General features: G+C 59.8%; 16 protein-coding genes. 5 read left to right on the top strand and 11 right to left on the bottom strand.

Translation table 11 applies throughout. The annotated features are described in order from the left end of the window. Positions 1–51 precede the first annotated feature (51 nt). Positions 52–1,236 carry an acetyl-CoA C-acyltransferase gene (locus C0039_RS06800; RefSeq protein WP_101517641.1) on the top strand — a complete coding sequence of 395 codons (1,185 nt, stop codon included), beginning with the start codon at positions 52–54 and terminating at the stop codon, positions 1,234–1,236. On the opposite strand, the gene acuI is transcribed toward C0039_RS06800, so the two are convergent. After that, positions 1,237–2,220 (bottom strand): acrylyl-CoA reductase (NADPH), encoded by a 984-nt coding sequence (gene acuI / locus C0039_RS06795; protein ID WP_101517640.1) that lies wholly within the window; start codon positions 2,218–2,220, stop codon positions 1,237–1,239. A gap of 131 nt (positions 2,221–2,351) precedes the next feature. Between acuI and C0039_RS06790 the strand changes: the two genes are divergently transcribed. Beyond that, entirely contained in the window at positions 2,352–3,023 is a 672-nt protein-coding gene (locus C0039_RS06790) for an SDR family NAD(P)-dependent oxidoreductase (protein ID WP_207796386.1), read from the top strand. 27 nt (positions 3,024–3,050) lie between these two features. Here the strand turns inward: C0039_RS06790 and C0039_RS06785 are convergent, their stop codons facing one another. Beyond that, complete coding sequence (locus tag C0039_RS06785) at positions 3,051–4,979, bottom strand: acyl-CoA synthetase (protein WP_101517639.1); 1,929 nt, start codon at positions 4,977–4,979, stop codon at positions 3,051–3,053. 36 nt (positions 4,980–5,015) lie between these two features. After that, positions 5,016–5,987, bottom strand: coding sequence for an NAD(P)H-dependent flavin oxidoreductase (locus C0039_RS06780; protein WP_101517638.1), 972 nt, complete (start codon positions 5,985–5,987; stop codon positions 5,016–5,018). 189 nt (positions 5,988–6,176) lie between these two features. Between C0039_RS06780 and C0039_RS06775 the strand changes: the two genes are divergently transcribed. From C0039_RS06775 to C0039_RS06765, 3 genes are all read left to right on the top strand, one after another. Next, positions 6,177–6,494 (top strand): antibiotic biosynthesis monooxygenase family protein, encoded by a 318-nt coding sequence (locus C0039_RS06775; RefSeq protein ID WP_101517637.1) that lies wholly within the window; start codon positions 6,177–6,179, stop codon positions 6,492–6,494. A 152-nt stretch (positions 6,495–6,646) separates the two neighbouring features. Continuing rightward, entirely contained in the window at positions 6,647–7,480 is an 834-nt protein-coding gene (locus C0039_RS06770; RefSeq protein ID WP_165787053.1) for a TIGR03619 family F420-dependent LLM class oxidoreductase, read from the top strand. Between the two features lie 22 nt (positions 7,481–7,502). Further along, positions 7,503–7,952, top strand: coding sequence for a hypothetical protein (locus C0039_RS06765; protein ID WP_101517635.1), 450 nt, complete (start codon positions 7,503–7,505; stop codon positions 7,950–7,952). 1 nt (position 7,953) lies between these two features. On the opposite strand, the gene C0039_RS06760 is transcribed toward C0039_RS06765, so the two are convergent. From C0039_RS06760 to C0039_RS06725, 8 genes are all read right to left on the bottom strand, one after another. Next, complete coding sequence (locus C0039_RS06760; protein ID WP_076001734.1) at positions 7,954–8,871, bottom strand: tyrosine-protein phosphatase; 918 nt, start codon at positions 8,869–8,871, stop codon at positions 7,954–7,956. Positions 8,872–8,975: 104 nt separating this feature from the next. Then, positions 8,976–10,373, bottom strand: coding sequence for a hypothetical protein (locus C0039_RS06755; RefSeq protein ID WP_076001735.1), 1,398 nt, complete (start codon positions 10,371–10,373; stop codon positions 8,976–8,978). 34 nt (positions 10,374–10,407) lie between these two features. Continuing rightward, on the bottom strand, positions 10,408–11,259 hold the full coding sequence (locus C0039_RS06750) for an SDR family NAD(P)-dependent oxidoreductase (protein WP_076001736.1): 852 nt from the start codon (positions 11,257–11,259) through the stop codon (positions 10,408–10,410). Next, positions 11,256–12,404, bottom strand: coding sequence for a sulfotransferase family protein (locus C0039_RS06745; protein WP_076001737.1), 1,149 nt, complete (start codon positions 12,402–12,404; stop codon positions 11,256–11,258). Before C0039_RS06745 ends, C0039_RS06750 begins: the two co-directional genes overlap by 4 nt. A 4-nt stretch (positions 12,405–12,408) precedes the next feature. Next, positions 12,409–13,176: a glucose 1-dehydrogenase gene (locus C0039_RS06740; RefSeq protein ID WP_076001738.1), complete on the bottom strand. Its 768-nt coding sequence runs from the start codon at positions 13,174–13,176 to the stop codon at positions 12,409–12,411. After that, positions 13,166–13,942: an enoyl-CoA hydratase gene (locus C0039_RS06735; RefSeq protein WP_076001739.1), complete on the bottom strand. Its 777-nt coding sequence runs from the start codon at positions 13,940–13,942 to the stop codon at positions 13,166–13,168. Before C0039_RS06735 ends, C0039_RS06740 begins: the two co-directional genes overlap by 11 nt. After that, a complete protein-coding gene (locus tag C0039_RS06730; protein ID WP_101517634.1) occupies positions 13,935–14,783 on the bottom strand; it encodes an SDR family NAD(P)-dependent oxidoreductase in 849 nt (282 codons plus the stop codon). The genes C0039_RS06735 and C0039_RS06730 overlap by 8 nt, the downstream gene beginning before the upstream one ends. Further along, a complete protein-coding gene (locus C0039_RS06725; RefSeq protein WP_076001741.1) occupies positions 14,783–15,229 on the bottom strand; it encodes a MarR family winged helix-turn-helix transcriptional regulator in 447 nt (148 codons plus the stop codon). Before C0039_RS06725 ends, C0039_RS06730 begins: the two co-directional genes overlap by 1 nt. Positions 15,230–15,265: the final 36 nt, after the last annotated feature.

The raw sequence follows: 15,265 nt of genomic DNA, 5'->3' as shown, positions 1-15,265 counted from the left end.
CATAACGCGCCGCTGTAATCTCTAATTACACACCTATGGAGAGATAAAAACATGTCATCTGATCCTGTTGTTATTGCATCCTATGCACGCACGCCCATGGGCGGACTGCTAGGCTCACTGTCACCGGTGAGCGCCACCGCCCTCGGCAGTGTCGCGGTAAAAGCCGCTGTCGAGCGCGCGGGCGGCGGTGCAGAGAACATTGACCGCATCTACATGGGCTGTGTCCTCCCTGCGGGTCTGGGCCAGGCTCCCGCCAGGCAGGCGGCACTGGATGCAGGCCTGCCCCAGTCGGTGGAGGCCACCACGGTAAACAAGATGTGTGGCTCCGGCATGCAATCCGCAATCATGGCCTGCGAGGCCTTGTCCGCCGGGAGCGCTGACGTCATTGTTGCGGGAGGCATGGAGTCCATGAGCAATGCACCCTATCTGCTCGCCAGGCATCGACAGGGCGCCCGCGCGGGCCATGACCAGGTCATCGACTCAATGTTCCTTGACGGTCTTGAGGACGCTTACGAGTCAGGCACGCCCATGGGCGTATTCGCCGAGAACAACGCCCATAACTATGGCTTTACGCGCGAAGAGCAGGACGCCTACGCCATCGAGAGCCTGACCCGCGCCAACGCCGCCATCGCCGGCGGTGCCTTTCAGGAAGAGATTGCGCCGGTTAGCGTCACCACGCGTGGCGGCATGGAAGATATCAGCGTTGACGAGCAACCTGGGAAAGCTAAAGTAGACAGGATTCCCCATCTCAAACCCGCCTTTGTCGAGGGTGGCACCATCACCGCGGCCAACTCATCGTCCATTTCCGATGGCGCCGCTGCCCTGGTATTAACCCGGGCCAGCGTTGCCGAAAAGCTGGGGCTGTCGATTTGTGCAAAAGTGGTTGCGACCGGGAGCCACGCTCACGAACCCGGACTGTTTCCGACCGCTCCGGGTCCGGCGATGCGTAAGGCACTGTCTACCGCGGGCTGGGAAGTCGCCGATGTTGACCTGTTCGAGGTAAATGAGGCCTTTGCGGCAGTCGCCATGATCGCCATGCACGATCTCGCCATTCCCTATGACAAGATCAATGTGAACGGCGGTGCTTGCGCACTGGGTCACCCTATCGGCGCTTCCGGGGCGAGAATACTGGTGACTCTGCTCGCTGCGCTCAAACATCGCGGCCTGCGCCGCGGTGTGGCGGGAATCTGTATTGGCGGCGGCGAAGCCACCGCCATGGCCGTGGAACTCGCCTGATCAGGCGTTGACGTCTACCACCAGGCGCCCTTTAATCTTGCCGGCAAGCACATCAGCTGCCACATCCGGGGCCTGGGCCAGAGTGATGTCGGTGGCTACAGACTCGAGGGTTTGCGCCTTGAGGTCACGGGCCAGGCGCGCCCAGGCCCGCTCCCGGGGCGCCAGCGGTGCCATCACACTGTCGATGCCATAGAGGGTGACACCGCGCAGGATAAACGGAGCGACGCTGGTGGGGAAGTCCATGCTCTCGGCCAGGCCACAGGCCGCCAGCGCACCGCGATAACGCGTTTGCGCGCAGGCATTGGCCAGCGTATGGCCTCCCACCGCATCTACCACGCCGGCCCAACGTTCTCTCTGCATGGGTTTACCGGAGGCAGACAACGTCGCCCGGTCAATGATCTCGCTGGCACCCAATGCGTGCAGGTATTCTGTTTCAGCGACTTTGCCGGTAGACGCCACTACCTGGTAACCCGCCGCAGCCAGCAGTGCGATAGCAATGCTGCCGACGCCGCCGCTGGCGCCGGTCACCAGAATCTCGCCGTCCTCTGGTGACACCCCGTGATCCACCAGTGCGTTAACGCAAAGACCCGCTGTGTATCCCGCCGTACCAATGATCATGGCCTGGCGGCTGTCGAAGGCTTCGGGCAGAGGCACCAGCCAGTCGCCTTTGAGCCGGGCATACTGCGACAGACCACCCCAGTGCGCCTCGCCCACACCCCAGCCATTGAGAACGACCTTGTCCCCGGCCTGCCAACGTGAGTGCGAGCTCTCCTCTACCACACCGGCCAGGTCAATACCCGGCACCATGGGGAAACTGCGGACCACTGGCGCAGCACCGGTAATTGCCAAAGCGTCTTTGTAGTTGATAGTCGAGTAATCCACGCGCACCAGTACATCGCCCTCGGGGAGCGCCTGTTGCTCCTGCGAGCTGATTGCAACGCTCTGTTGTTCTTCCGATTTGTAGATGAGTAATGCATTGAACATAACGGGACCCGCCTTGAATTGTCGTCAGAATAATCGCCCGCTGCACGAGGACACTGCCAAAGAAGTCGGCCAATGCCCAGGCAACCATAGTAAGATGGAAGCATCGCATACTAATGGGAGCCATCGCAAAAATGTTGAAGGACATGCACATCGTTATTACCGGCGCTGCCGGCACCCTGGGCAAAGCCGCCGCGGAAAAAGCGCGTGAATATGGCGCGCGCGTAACTGGCCTGGATATTCAGGACCTGGACGCCCTGCCCCACACCGACAGCTACCAGCGTCTGGACCTGCTAGACCGTGACGCCACGCTGGCCTGCTTCCGGCAACTTGGCCACGTGGATGCGCTGTTAAATATCGCCGGCGGATTCGCCATGGGTGACGAGGCTGCCGACCCGGATTCGCAGCAATGGCAGCAGATGTTTCGCCTCAACGTGGAAACCATGCGCAATGCCACCATGGGTGCGGTACCGCTGATGCAGGCACAGGGGTCGGGGGCCATCGTGAATATCGGCGCGCTGGGCGCCCTCAGTGGCCAGGGTGGGATGAGCGCCTACTGCTGCGCCAAGGGCTCAGTGATGAAACTGACCGAGAGCCTCGCTGATGAACTGCGTACGCAGAACATCAACGTCAACGCGGTGCTGCCCAGTATCATAGACACACCACCCAACCGCGAAGGCATGCCCGATGCAGATTTCTCCAGTTGGGTATCGCCGCATGACCTGGCCGAGGTGATCTGTTTTCTGGCATCATCCGCCGCGCGGGCTGTGCATGGTGCACTGCTGCCGGTAAGGGGTTTGTCCTAGGCCCGGTGAAATGGCCAGCATCAGTGGTCAGGAATCTGGCCCTATGGAACTGGCAAAGGTGTAGGCACCCAGGCTCGCCGTCAACGCCGGCACGTCGTCGTTGTTCACGCGACACTTCGCTACTATACCCAGACGGGGATCCTGCTCAACGCAAAGCGTATCCAGTGCAATACCGGCTGCCTCAGCTTCTTCCCTCACCACCGACTCCACTTCGAGCAGGCTGAGCGCGGGTTTGAAGGTCTTTCCCACCGCGGTCTGCGGCAGCGAATCAATAAGGTAAATGCGGCGTGGAATGGCGGCACGCTCAGGGATATGCTGTGCGGCAAAGGCTTGCAATTCGCTCGCGGAAACACTGCCTGGCTGTTTCAGTTGCACATACGCCACCGGCACTTCACCTGCATGCGCATCGGGGCGGCCCACCGCGGCGCTCAGTGCCACGGCCGGATGCGCCGCCAGCGCTTCTTCAATCACTTTGGGGTCAATATTGTGACCGCCGCGAATAATCAGCTCTTTCTTGCGGCCGGTGAGCCAGAAGTAGCCGTCCGCGTCCCTGCGCCCCAGGTCACCTGTATTGAGCCAACTGCCCTGGCCGGGCACCGCAATCCATGCCGAGGCGTTATGTGCATCACTGAGATAGCCGGGAAAGACATTGGGCCCGCTTAGCGCCACGACGCCAGTCTCATCCACTTCAGCATCGCGAATGTAACGCCCGTCCTCGTCCAGCACCAGGGTGCGCATGCTCTCCCAGGGCAGGCGCAGGCCAATAGAGCCGCTACAGGACTTGCCGTGCGCCGGCGTGAGCGAGGCCACAGCAGTACACTCGGTGAGGCCATAGCCCTCCAACATACGCATCCCGGTCTTTTGCTCGAAGGTATTGAGTAGCTCCAGCGGCATCGGAGCGGCGCCGCAGACGGCATAGTCCAGGCAGGAAAGATCCAGACCCTCCATGGGCGCTTGCAACAGGCCGGCATAGACAGTGGGCACCCCGGAGAAGGAGGCGACCTGATGATGGGCCACCACCTCCCAGAATCGCTCTATCAGCCCTGGCGTCCGGTAGCCGGCCGGCGGACCCAACAGGCAATGCGCGCCGGCGGCAAACGCGGCAAGCCCGGTACCCAATTGCGCATTCACGTGAAACAGGGGCAGGCAGGTTAGCGAGGTTTTACCGGGCCGGAACAGTTCCGGCACCGCCGCCGCAAGCTGCACCACGTTGGCGGTTTCATTGCGATGGGTATGCATGGCAATCTTGGGAAGCCCGGTGGTGCCGCCCGTGCAGAAATAGGAGGCGATATCTCCAGATTCCGGGGCGGCAAACTCCAAAGCCTCGCCCGACGCCTTCGATAGCTCAACATGGAAGTCGTGCACTGGCACGCCAGCCAGGGTTTCGGGTAACTCCGCAGCACGGTCAGTGCTGCAGCTGCCGGCCGGGCTACCCGGGAAATGGCGCAACGCATTCACCGCAAGAATGCCCTGCAGATTCAAGCCGGCCGCTTGTGGGGAGCGCAGTGCGCTCTCCACGCGATCCCAGATCTCGCTGACCGGGTAAGGCCCCAGCGTGATCAGCCAGCGTGTGTCGGCCGCACGCAGTAACTCCCCCATCTGCTCTCCTTCAAGCAGGGTGTTTACTGCAAAGGCAATACCGGCGGTTTCGCCGCCCCACACAGCCAGGTGTGCTTCCGGCAGGTTGGGCAGCACGTAGGCCACCACATCTCCTTGCTGCACGCCGAGTCTGCGCAGCATGTTAGCTGTGCGGGTAATCTCCTCCAGCCACTCGCTGTAACGCCATGTGGCGGGCGTGGCAAAGTCCTCGCTTCTCAGGAAAAAAGAAAGCGCGACGGCACCAGGGTTGATTTCGGCACCGGCCCGGATCATGTCGTAGGTACAGGTCAGGCTGGAAAAAGGGTCCGGGTTGGCCTGTTCAATGGCAACGATGTCCTCAAGACTGCGGATCTTCATTAGCCCGATACCTCCGTTATTCCCTTTTCGCGTCAACTAGCCAGCTACTATCCTGGCGAAACGGTCATTGATGATCTTCTCGGCCTCTCCGACGATATTCCTGACCAGTTCCTCACAGGTCGGTATATCGTTTATCAGGCCTCCACACATACCCACGGTGACCATCCCCGCTTCGATATCGCCCGTGGACCAGGCTTTCTCCTGGTTAGCGCCGGAGACCAGGTGATGCACTTCACTGAACTCGCCGCCAGCGGCCTCGATTTCGGCGACCTTGTCAGCAATACCGTTGCGGTAGACACGCGCCGTGTTCTTGTAGGTGCGAAAAATCAGTCGAGTCTGGTTTTCGTCCATCTCCACAATTTTCTGCTTGATGCCCTCATGGATCGGGGCTTCCTGGGTCACCATGAAACGGCTGCCCATGTTAATACCCTCACAGCCCAGTGCCAGGGCGGCAACGAGGCCACGGCCGTCAGCAATACCACCCGAGGCCAGGACCGGAATCTTCAACGCCTGGGTCGCCGCGGGAAACAGCACCAGCCCGCCTACATCCTGTTCACCCGGGTGGCCGGCACATTCAAACCCGTCAATGCTGACAACATCCACGCCGATGCGCTCGGCTTTGAGTGCATGACGCACCGCCACGCATTTGTGAATGACCTTGATGCCATTGGCTTTGAAGCGCTCCATAAACGGCTCAGGGCTGCGACCCGCGGTCTCTACTATTTTCACACCGCTGTCGATAATTGCATCGACATAGTCATCGTAATTGACCGCAGTCGCCACCACACCCACGGTGAGGTTAACGGCGAACGGCTTGTCTGTGAGCGAGCGGCATTTTTCTATTTCAGCCGTGAGTCCCTCCGGGGTCGGTTGGGTGAGTGCTGTCATTACGCCCAGGGCGCCGGCGTTAGAGGCAGCGGCAGCCAGCCCAGCTGTGCCCACGCGCATCATACCGCCGCAAACAATGGGGGTTTCGATGCCAAGCAATTGGGTAAATCGGGTTTTCATTCTTATCTACTCCTCGGTCCTGCAATAAATAGCGACTGTGCGACATGGCCGCTGAGCCCAGCCAGTCGAGCGACACCGCGCGTATGCTTCCAGTGAAGCATGCGATACTACAAGCTGGACGCCCCCCAGGCCAGCCATCTATCGCAGGGTCGCCTGGTACCGCCAGCATGATAAAAAGGAGCTCAAACCGTGCACTTTATTTTCGAGATCAGGATGAAACCGGGGTTCCCGCCAGAGCGCTATGCAGAGGGCTGGATAGAAGCGAGTACCATTATCCAGCAGGCCCCTGGTGCCCAGGGTACTCGCCTGCATAGAAAGATCGGCGAGCCCGATGTGCTACTGGCCATCGCCACCTGGGAATCAAAGGCCCTGCGCGACGAGATGGAAGGCAAGCCCGACCCACGTGTCCAGGAGATTATCTCCCGACAGACGGAGCATGTTGAATTTCGGCTGATCGGAGAGTATGAGGCCCCGGAGTGGGAGGTCATCCCACCTGGAAACACCTGAGTTCGTGCGTACGCTGCGAGCTTCAGTGCTTACAGCTGGAACACCATACGCGGTTCACGATAGGGTGACGACGGTATAAGTGATCAGCCCAGGGCTCAGACGGCATGATGTACTATCCAGTGCTTCGCAAACACTTCACAGGACGGTATAGCATGGAATATTGGCTGGCATGGTTTCACGAAACCAACCGCGGCGCGGAGGTCAAAACCATCGCACGGGAGGCCGAGGCACTGGGCTACAGCGGTGTGGCGCTGTCCGACCATGTCGCCCTGCCCAGGGTACAGCAAAGCCGCCACCCCATGCTGGGCATTCCCTATGACCCGGCCATTCCCAATATCGAGCCGATGACCACCGCCGCCACCATGGCCGCGGTGACCGAGACACTGCATTTCATGACCTACGCATACGTGATGGGTATGCGCGACCCCTTCTCCGTGGCGAAGCAGACCGCAGCCCTGGCCGATCTCAGCGACAATCGTTTTGCTCTGGGCATAACGCCGGGCTGGAATACCGATGAAATCGCGCTTCTGGGCCACAACCCGGCTACCCGCGGCAAACGCTTCGTTGAGTCACTGGATGTGATGCAAGGCTTATGGAGACAGGACCTGTTCAGTTACGACGGACAGTGCTACCAGTTCCGGGACGTGGGCATAGCACCGCGCCCGTCGACGCCACCACCCATTTATATCGGCGGCAATTCTCCCCTGGCGATCAGGCGGGCGGCAAAACAGGCCGGCTGGATCGGCATGAATCATCCAATCGAAGAGCTCAAACCGCTACTCAACACATTGCACGAGCTGTCTGCCGGTGAGGCGAATGCGTATGTAATCGCCACAGAACCACTCAGCGACGACTACCTGAGCAGCCTTGCAGCGCTGGGTGTAAAAGGTGTTGTGCTTATGCCCTGGGCCGTCATGGAGCCGGCTTCTGAACCACTGGAGGAAAAAATACGGGCCATGACGGAACTTGCGCAGTACTGGCTGTAGTCCGGTTGCCGCGGAGGAACCCATGAGCACAAGATGCCGCAAAAGGCCTGGTAAGAACTCCTGCGTACTGGTGTTTCTGCTGCTTGCACCGCTGGCTGCTGCGCAGCCAGAAAACGCTGTGCGTCTTTCCACTGCGGCCATAAAACAGCGCTTTGCAGATGTGTGCGACAAGGCCGAGGTACAGGACGCCGCCGGCACTCGTGCCAGCAACGCCTGGTATGCCGACGGCAGCCTGGTTAACCGCTGGTCCAACGGCGAGAGATCGGGGACAGTCACCGGTCAATGGTACGCAGAAGATGGAATGCGATGCGTGGTCATACTCAGCGGGCTACCTGGTGCTGAAGGCAAGAAGCGTTGCGGTCCCGTTTATCGCGTCGGTGCAGACTACTTCTCGATCAACCCGGACGGCAGCGTACATGGCATCCATCGACTGACGCCAATGGACGAACAGGGCTCAAACTGCGCGGACTGAGTTACTCCAACAACACCTGCTGAAGCCGGACCCGCGTGGCCTCGTCTATACCCAGGCCGTCACGTATATAGCCATCCACGGACCCGTAACGTAACGCCATTTCTGTAAGCGCATCTTCCAGGCTGCTCGCGCTCACGCCGATCACCTGTGCCAGGACATCTGGATCAAGCCCGCCATTGGTGTTTGCCTGGATCCGGGCGACGCCCTCTTCAATACGCGCTGACAGGAAGTGATTGCTCAGCAAGAAGTCGTCCATCACGCTCTCGCGAGGAACACCCAGCGCAAGCAACACGATCGCCGCAGCAAAACCGGTACGGTCTTTACCCGCTGTGCAGTGGAACAGTTGCGGCAATGCACCGGGTTCGCCAAGACTGCGCAACCAGTTACCCCAGGCGGCGCGCAAGGCCGGGTCGGTCACGTAAGCACGTCGATCCAGTAACGCCAGCAATTCGTCATTGGTAATGTCCCCGGCATAGACTCTTCGCCCCAGCTCAGCCACATCCAGACCCGGATTGTTTACCGCTACGGTTCGGTAAACGATGGCAGGGTCTTGCTGGGGCAGTCTGTCCCGGGCTCCCTCTCTTTCCTGTACGCTGCGAAAGTCGGTGACCACAGACAGCTGTAATTCATGCAACACGCCCAGGTCCCTGGCATCCAGATTGGCTATGCTGTCTGAGCGGTACAGCATGCCCCACTTTACCGTACGACCTTCAGCGTTTGCATACCCTCCCAGATCCCGGGCATTGGCGGCATGGCGCAGTGGCAGCAGGCGTTGAACGGGCTGTCCCGAAGCCCCGGGCTCGCGAGCGATCTGGGATTGCCCACGGTCCGCACAGAATGCAGGTAGCGACGCCATCAGCAACGGGATAAGCATGCCACCAATAAAAGTGGCGCAGGTGTAGCGCCGTGAACTATCCATCTATCAAGCTCCTGAAAACGTGGCAGCAGTTTGCTGCTGCCCTCGCCAGGGTTGTTGGCCGCATGTGAACCTGTTCACCGCGCGCGGGCGACCAGACCAGCAACTCAGAACTGCCTGAAGCGACGCTGCACATGGCGCTGACGAATGGCCACCTGTTCGCGACGCTGTGCCTCACTGACCACCGGTGTCGCCGCCGGCAGGTGCTCACGAATCTCATCGAAACGCACCTTCTTCGCGCTTATGCTTGGCCACTGATCTTCTTCCGGTCGCTCGCTGTAGGCCCAGCGCGGCGTGAGGAACCCCTCGCGCTGACCACTGGTGTCCAGCCAATTGGGTACGCCGGGGTCGCGGTGCGCCACCACCAGTCGAATGACGCCGTCTGCATCCACCTGCGTCTGGCTGCCATTGAGGCTGCCCAGCCGATTTGCGTATTCCAGCGATTCGCCCCAGAGATTAGCCAACTGAAAACCAATGTAATGCGGTTGCTGCTTGATATGATTCTCTATAATCAGCGCTTCATCCGGTTCCAGCTCAAACACCCCACCGGCGTACAAGTTGGTGCTCATGCCGCCACCGGTGGCACCGGAGGCTGCGTTGATGTTGTTGAAGCCGTTGCGCTTGAACGCCATCCCCGGCAGCGTGCCGGGGCGTTCACCGTAGGTTCCCATGGGAATCGCCCAGAAAGCGTTCCAGAAGTGCATCTGGCCCCGCACAATGTCACCACACTCGCGCAGTTGCTGCGCAGCGCTGGCACCGTTGAAGGCCGGTGCAGGCAGCCCCTCCGCGCCCAGCGGGGTTATCTCCATGTGAATGGCTTCCTCGCATTCCCAGTCGCCGAAAAGCTGGCGGCCGCTGATGTAGCTGGCGTAGCGCTCAGGCGGCATATCCGGGTCCGTCGGATGCGGCCGGTTTACCACCTTCATGGTCGACATAAAATTGCCGGTATAGTCTGCGGGCTTTTCCGGCGCCAGCAAGATATCGAAGCTGCCGTCTGCGTTCACCTCGATACGCGAGCAATCCAGCATACTGGTCTGGGTTCTGGTGCCTGGTCGCAGCTCCTGCAGGTTTCCTGTATCACCGGAAAGTCCCCCGCTACTGACCTCAAAAATGAGGTAGTGTGGTGCCTTGCGCTCACCCGTCACCGCCGGTTCTCCGCGCCAGTGGCGGGAATCGCCAACCTCCCCGTGAATACGATAGGTGTTACGGCCGTCTATGTGGGCATAAAAATAAATGGCGTCGGCATTATCGATCGTGGCGCGCGTTATCGGACTCAAGGCGTTGCGGAACTGAGGTCGCTGGGGGTCGTCGTGAAACGCCCTTTCCACCGCACTGTGCACGAACCCCATCAGGTAGCGATAGCCCTCTGCCAGGTTACGGTCGCTGGCGGGCGGTGGCATCAACCCGGGGTCATCTATGGCATCACGCGCTTCCTGCAGGGTGTTGATCATCTCGTCCCAGGCCTGTCGCAAAGCCGCTTTCGCTGCGTTGGTGTTCTTGGTCATATCTGGTTTCTCAGTAATTTTGCATCGTGTTGGGTCAAGCCGTCGCATTCAGGTCTGCGGGCAGAAACGCGTCGCCCAGTTCACGCTGGCCGTCCAGGGATTTCACCTTCAGTCCAAGGCTGTGCAGCAACTGCCTGCTGTAGCAATTCTGGCCGACGAAAGGACGGTGGCACAGCGCCAGTGCGGCCTCCGCCATCATCTCCACCGGCTCGGCCATATCCGGGCTGCGCCTGGCAATATCACGCACGTACTCGGCCCCCGAGGTGAGCACAATGTTTTCCGGCGCCAGTGTATTGACATAAATACACTGGTCGGCGAGTTCGTGAGCGAGCCCGACGGAGTAGCGGTTCAGCGCGGCCTTGGTGGCACCGTATGCGGCAATAACATGTGCGGCCATGGCTGAGTCGCGATAGGGCACGACCGGTTGCTCGCAGGTGCGCGAACTGATGTTCAGTATCCAACCCACACCGCGTTCACGCATGCCGGGAATAGCCTGCTGCGCCAGTTCAATGGGTGCATTGACGTTGAGGTCGAACATGAAATTGCGCTGCGCCGTGGACAACTCGCTGGGCAGTCGCATTTTGGAAGCCGCCGCATTGTTAACCAGGATGTCAATCGGGCCGAAGGGCTGGCCGGCGCGACTGACGAGATCAGCGCGTGCGTTTGCGTCACTGAGGTCACAGGCTACAGCCGCGGCTTTGCCGCCTCCTGCCTTGATCGTTGCGACTGCGCTTTCCAGCGTACCCTGCAGATCACCATGAGCACCCATGCGTGAAGCACACAACACCACTGCTGCGCCTTCCGCAGCAAAGCGCTGTGCAATTGCGTAGCCAATACCGCGGCTGGCGCCTGTGACCAGCGCTACACGTCCTTTCAATACACTCATGCCTGCTCTCCTCTGGGCCAGTCATAGATTGCATAGAAATCGGCGAGCTCGGTCTCGATTCGCTGCCGCGACAGACCGTCACCGGCAAACTCTTCTATGCTGTACGCGAAAGGCGTCTTATGTCCGCGCTCCCTGCTTTCCTGTTCCTGCAGGTAGCGGTCGAACTCGGCCGTTACGGTCAAGCCCAGCGCTGCGTATATCGCCAGTACCGTATCACGCGGTTGGGTTGTCAGCTGACGGTAGTCGACAACGATCTGCGGTGTCTCCGGATGTCTGGCCAGCACCTTGCGCGGATCACGAAAGGTGTCGAAGGAGATCTGGATCAACTCGCGCATGGAGGCAGCGTAGTCGTCGTGCTTCCAGCCGCGACCACGCCAGCTGAACTGCATGAGTTTGAGCACACTGGGTATGCACTGGGCGGGGTCGCGCATCACCACGGCCACCCGCGCATCCGGAAACGTCTGGATCAAGGATTCCACCCAGCCGCTCATCATCGGGTTTTTGCTCAGGTGTGTGCCCTGTCCGCCATTGAGCAGCAGCTGACGCTTGACGCATTCTCGATAGTGACGCATCCAGCGCTGCCTGCGTTTTCGCGGCATACTGTCGAGGTGATAGAAATCCAGCTTATCAATCATCGGCACATCCAGTGCCCACATCTGGGTCACAAATGCCGCGCGCATCACGAACTGGTCTTCTTCCGAGGTCCACAGGCTCATATTGTGGATATGCCGGGACGAACCGAACATTTTTTCGTCCCACACTTCCAGCCGCTTTCTGATCGGCCCGCCAAGCCAGTGCTGATCGATCCAGCCCAGGGCACGGATGACTTTTTTCTGCAGCAGCGACGGGAAAAACGTTTCCCAGTACAGAAAATAACTGAACGTTTCACCGTCCGCCGCCATCAGTCGATGACAGAGGGTGGAGCCACTGCGCGCGTGGCCGACTATAAATACCGGCTTGATCACCTGCTGGCGCCACAGCCGTGGGAACAGCAGATAGTCCAGGAGGAAACAGACACTGTGAAACAACGTGGTTAGCGGTACCAGCAACAACAGCCGCAACAACATACGATTGCGTCCGCGCCAGCTCTTCAGCGACCAGACGTGCCTGAGTACGCGCAGATAATATTCGGTATCGAAGTACATTCAACTAGGTCTCTATCACGTTGGAACGGACCAACACACCGCCATCTACGACCAGGTCATGCCCGGTGATAAACGACGCCTGCTCGGAACACAGGTAAACCACCGCATCAGCGATCTCCTCTGGCTGTGCCAGGCGCCCCATGGCATGGGCGTTAAGCGTACGCTCACGCATCTCGGGCATCGATTCCAGGTAATAACGCATGCCGTCGGTTTCAATACCACCGGGGCACACCGTATTCACCCTGACCCCGCGGCGGGCATATTCCGCCGCAGCGGCCTTGGTCAACGTGATCACGCCCCCTTTGGCGGCGGCGTAGGCAGACTGAAAGACTTCACCGCGAATGCCAGAGACGGAGGCTATATTGACAATGGCACCCCCGCCCGATGCCTCTATCAAGGGAAGCTGGTACTTCATGCATAGCCAGACGCCCTTCAGGGTGACGCCCATGCAACGGTCCCACTCCTCCTCGCCAAGTTCCGTCAACGGCTTGTTGGGTGCCGCCTGGGCGGCATTGTTGGACACCAGGTGCAGGCCGCCATAAGCTTGCCTGCAGGTTTCCACAACGCGCTGTATATCATCCGCGTACGCCATATTGGCAACAACGGAGACAGCCTCCCCGCCTGCTTCCTCGATAAGCGCCTGCGTCTTCTGCGCGCCCGCTTCCCTGATATCCGCCACCACCACGCGCGCGCCGCCGCGGGCAAATGCCAGTGCCGTGGCGCGGCCGGTGCCGGCTCCGCCGCCCATTACCAGTGCTGTTTTATCCTTCATTTTTTTCGCTCCTGCCACGCGCCAGCACCGCCTCACGCCGCGTGCCTATCAACGCTGCCGAGGCCTGTTTTGCCGACTCAATGGCCTTGGCCTCTTCCCACGCCAGCGCCTCGTTCAGGGGCATGCTGTAACCCTGGTCAATAAGTGGTTTGTATTGTTTAAGAACGTGAGGCACGCAGGCGCACATGTTCTCGGCCATCTCTATCGCCCTGGGCAGCAATGCGTCTACCGCCAGCACATGATTGACCAGACCCCATGCATAAGCCTGCTGAGCAAATACTGGCGCACCGGTGAAACACATTTCCTTGGCACGGGACAAACCGATAAGGCGCGGCAGCTTCTGGCTTAGGCCCCATCCGGGCAACATGCCCACGCGGGCGTGGGTGTCGGCGAAGCGTGCGTCTTCGGAGGCGAGCAGAATGTCGCATGCAAGTGCCATCTCGAAGCCACCGGTAATGGCATGACCGTTAATGGCACCGATAATCGGCCCATCAAATCGCTCCATCGCCCGGGCAATAACGTTATCTGCTTCCTGGGAGGCATCCTGTTCGCTGCTGGAGGACAATTCCTTGAGGTCAAAGCCGGCACAAAAGGCACGGCCGTTGCCGGTGAGAATCACTACCCTGATCGCCTCGTCCGCTGTACAGGCGTCAAAAGCCGCTACAAAATCGGCGCGTAATTCGCGTGACAGCGCATTCATTTCATCGGGCCGGTTGAGCGTAACGATGGCGTAACCATCGCGTTTATCCAACAGGACTTTATCCATTTTGGTTCTCCAGAAAAGACGATACACCCAGCAGCTTGAGCTGTTTGGCAATCGCAGGGCCACGCAGCACATCATCTGCGCCCCAATCAGGTTGCGGCTGGTTATCGGCGAGCCAGGCAACAACCGCGGCAATCGCAGCGGGTGAGCAGGCCTGGAAACGCTTGAGCACGTCCTCGGTGATGCCGGCGGCTTTCATGACTTCGGTCAGCACCGTGCCCGGCTCGAGGTTGAAGCAGCGCAGACCACTGTCTGCATGTTCCACCCGCAGGGAACCTGCCATTCTCGCCAGCGCAGCCTTGGAGGCCGGATAGGCAAAACTCCAGCCACCGCGATTGGCTGGAGCCGGTGGGTTGTTAAAGGCAGTGTAGGACACCATGTTGATGATGGTGCCCTCTCCACGCTGCAGCATGCCGGGCAGCAGCGCCTTGACCAGCGCCAGTGGCGTGTAAAAATTACCCTGCATAATGGATTCGAGATGGGTGCGCTCCACACCCAGCACCGGGGCCAGGTTGCCATCACCCTGGTAGACGGCGTTGTTGAACAACAGGTCTATGCCGCCAAACTCATCCAGTGCCTGTTCAGCAGCAGTGACAATCGAACTTTCATCGAGGATATCGGCTTGCACGGATAAGACTCTACGCCCTTCCCTGCGAATGGCTTCGGCTGTAGCCGCAAGACTACCGGGCAGCGCAGACAGCTTACCTACGTGGTCGTGGGCCTCACCCTCGACGGCAGTCCGTGCGCTAATCACCACATCGTAGCCACTGCGCGCCAGCGCGACCGCAGACTCTGCACCAATTCCGCGGCTGGCACCGGTTACAAAAGCTGTCTTATGGGTCATCAAGCAGCCCTCTGTACGTCAGGCGCGGACAGGCGGGACAACAACCGCATTGCCTGTTCAAGCTCGTTCTCGTCCACCATGGCGGCATATTGCTCCCAGACGATTTCGGTAGAACGGGTTAACTCATCGATAAAAGCCTGCCCCTGCGGCGTGAATGCCACCAGCTTCGCGCGCGAGTCGCTGGGGTCAGCCGAGCGCGTCACCAGCCCCAATTCTTCCAGCTCATGAACCGTCTTCATCATCGATTGCGGGCGCACGCCTATTTTTTCTGCCAGATCAACGCTGCGGCAGGCACCGCTGCGCTCGAGGTGCATAAACACCTTGCGATGTCTCGAACGGATACCCCGCACACCGCGCTTGGCGAGATCCGCGTCCAGTCGGCGCTGAAAGTCCCGCAGCGCCATCATCAGGGTCTGGCCCAATTCGTGTTTTGGGAAACTACTCATTGCAAACACCAAACTATGTAAGCTAAACTTATCATC

It is taken from the genome of Pseudohalioglobus lutimaris (assembly GCF_002866825.1).
GTDB classification, from domain to species: Bacteria; Pseudomonadota; Gammaproteobacteria; order Pseudomonadales; family Halieaceae; genus Halioglobus; species Halioglobus lutimaris.
This window is presented reverse-complemented; position numbering and strand designations above follow the sequence as displayed.

Excerpts from the sequence above, each read along its gene's own strand:
- C0039_RS06800 (WP_101517641.1), top strand. The coding sequence starts at position 52 with ATGTCATCTGATCCTGTTGTTATTGCATCCTATGCACGCACGCCCATG.
- acuI (WP_101517640.1), bottom strand. The coding sequence starts at position 2,220 with ATGTTCAATGCATTACTCATCTACAAATCGGAAGAACAACAGAGCGTT.
- C0039_RS06790 (WP_207796386.1), top strand. The coding sequence starts at position 2,352 with ATGTTGAAGGACATGCACATCGTTATTACCGGCGCTGCCGGCACCCTG.
- C0039_RS06785 (WP_101517639.1), bottom strand. The coding sequence starts at position 4,979 with ATGAAGATCCGCAGTCTTGAGGACATCGTTGCCATTGAACAGGCCAAC.
- C0039_RS06780 (WP_101517638.1), bottom strand. The coding sequence starts at position 5,987 with ATGAAAACCCGATTTACCCAATTGCTTGGCATCGAAACCCCCATTGTT.
- C0039_RS06770 (WP_165787053.1), top strand. The coding sequence starts at position 6,647 with ATGGAATATTGGCTGGCATGGTTTCACGAAACCAACCGCGGCGCGGAG.
- C0039_RS06765 (WP_101517635.1), top strand. The coding sequence starts at position 7,503 with ATGAGCACAAGATGCCGCAAAAGGCCTGGTAAGAACTCCTGCGTACTG.
- C0039_RS06760 (WP_076001734.1), bottom strand. The coding sequence starts at position 8,871 with ATGGATAGTTCACGGCGCTACACCTGCGCCACTTTTATTGGTGGCATG.
- C0039_RS06755 (WP_076001735.1), bottom strand. The coding sequence starts at position 10,373 with ATGACCAAGAACACCAACGCAGCGAAAGCGGCTTTGCGACAGGCCTGG.
- C0039_RS06750 (WP_076001736.1), bottom strand. The coding sequence starts at position 11,259 with ATGAGTGTATTGAAAGGACGTGTAGCGCTGGTCACAGGCGCCAGCCGC.
- C0039_RS06745 (WP_076001737.1), bottom strand. The coding sequence starts at position 12,404 with ATGTACTTCGATACCGAATATTATCTGCGCGTACTCAGGCACGTCTGG.
- C0039_RS06740 (WP_076001738.1), bottom strand. The coding sequence starts at position 13,176 with ATGAAGGATAAAACAGCACTGGTAATGGGCGGCGGAGCCGGCACCGGC.
- C0039_RS06735 (WP_076001739.1), bottom strand. The coding sequence starts at position 13,942 with ATGGATAAAGTCCTGTTGGATAAACGCGATGGTTACGCCATCGTTACG.
- C0039_RS06730 (WP_101517634.1), bottom strand. The coding sequence starts at position 14,783 with ATGACCCATAAGACAGCTTTTGTAACCGGTGCCAGCCGCGGAATTGGT.
- C0039_RS06725 (WP_076001741.1), bottom strand. The coding sequence starts at position 15,229 with ATGAGTAGTTTCCCAAAACACGAATTGGGCCAGACCCTGATGATGGCG.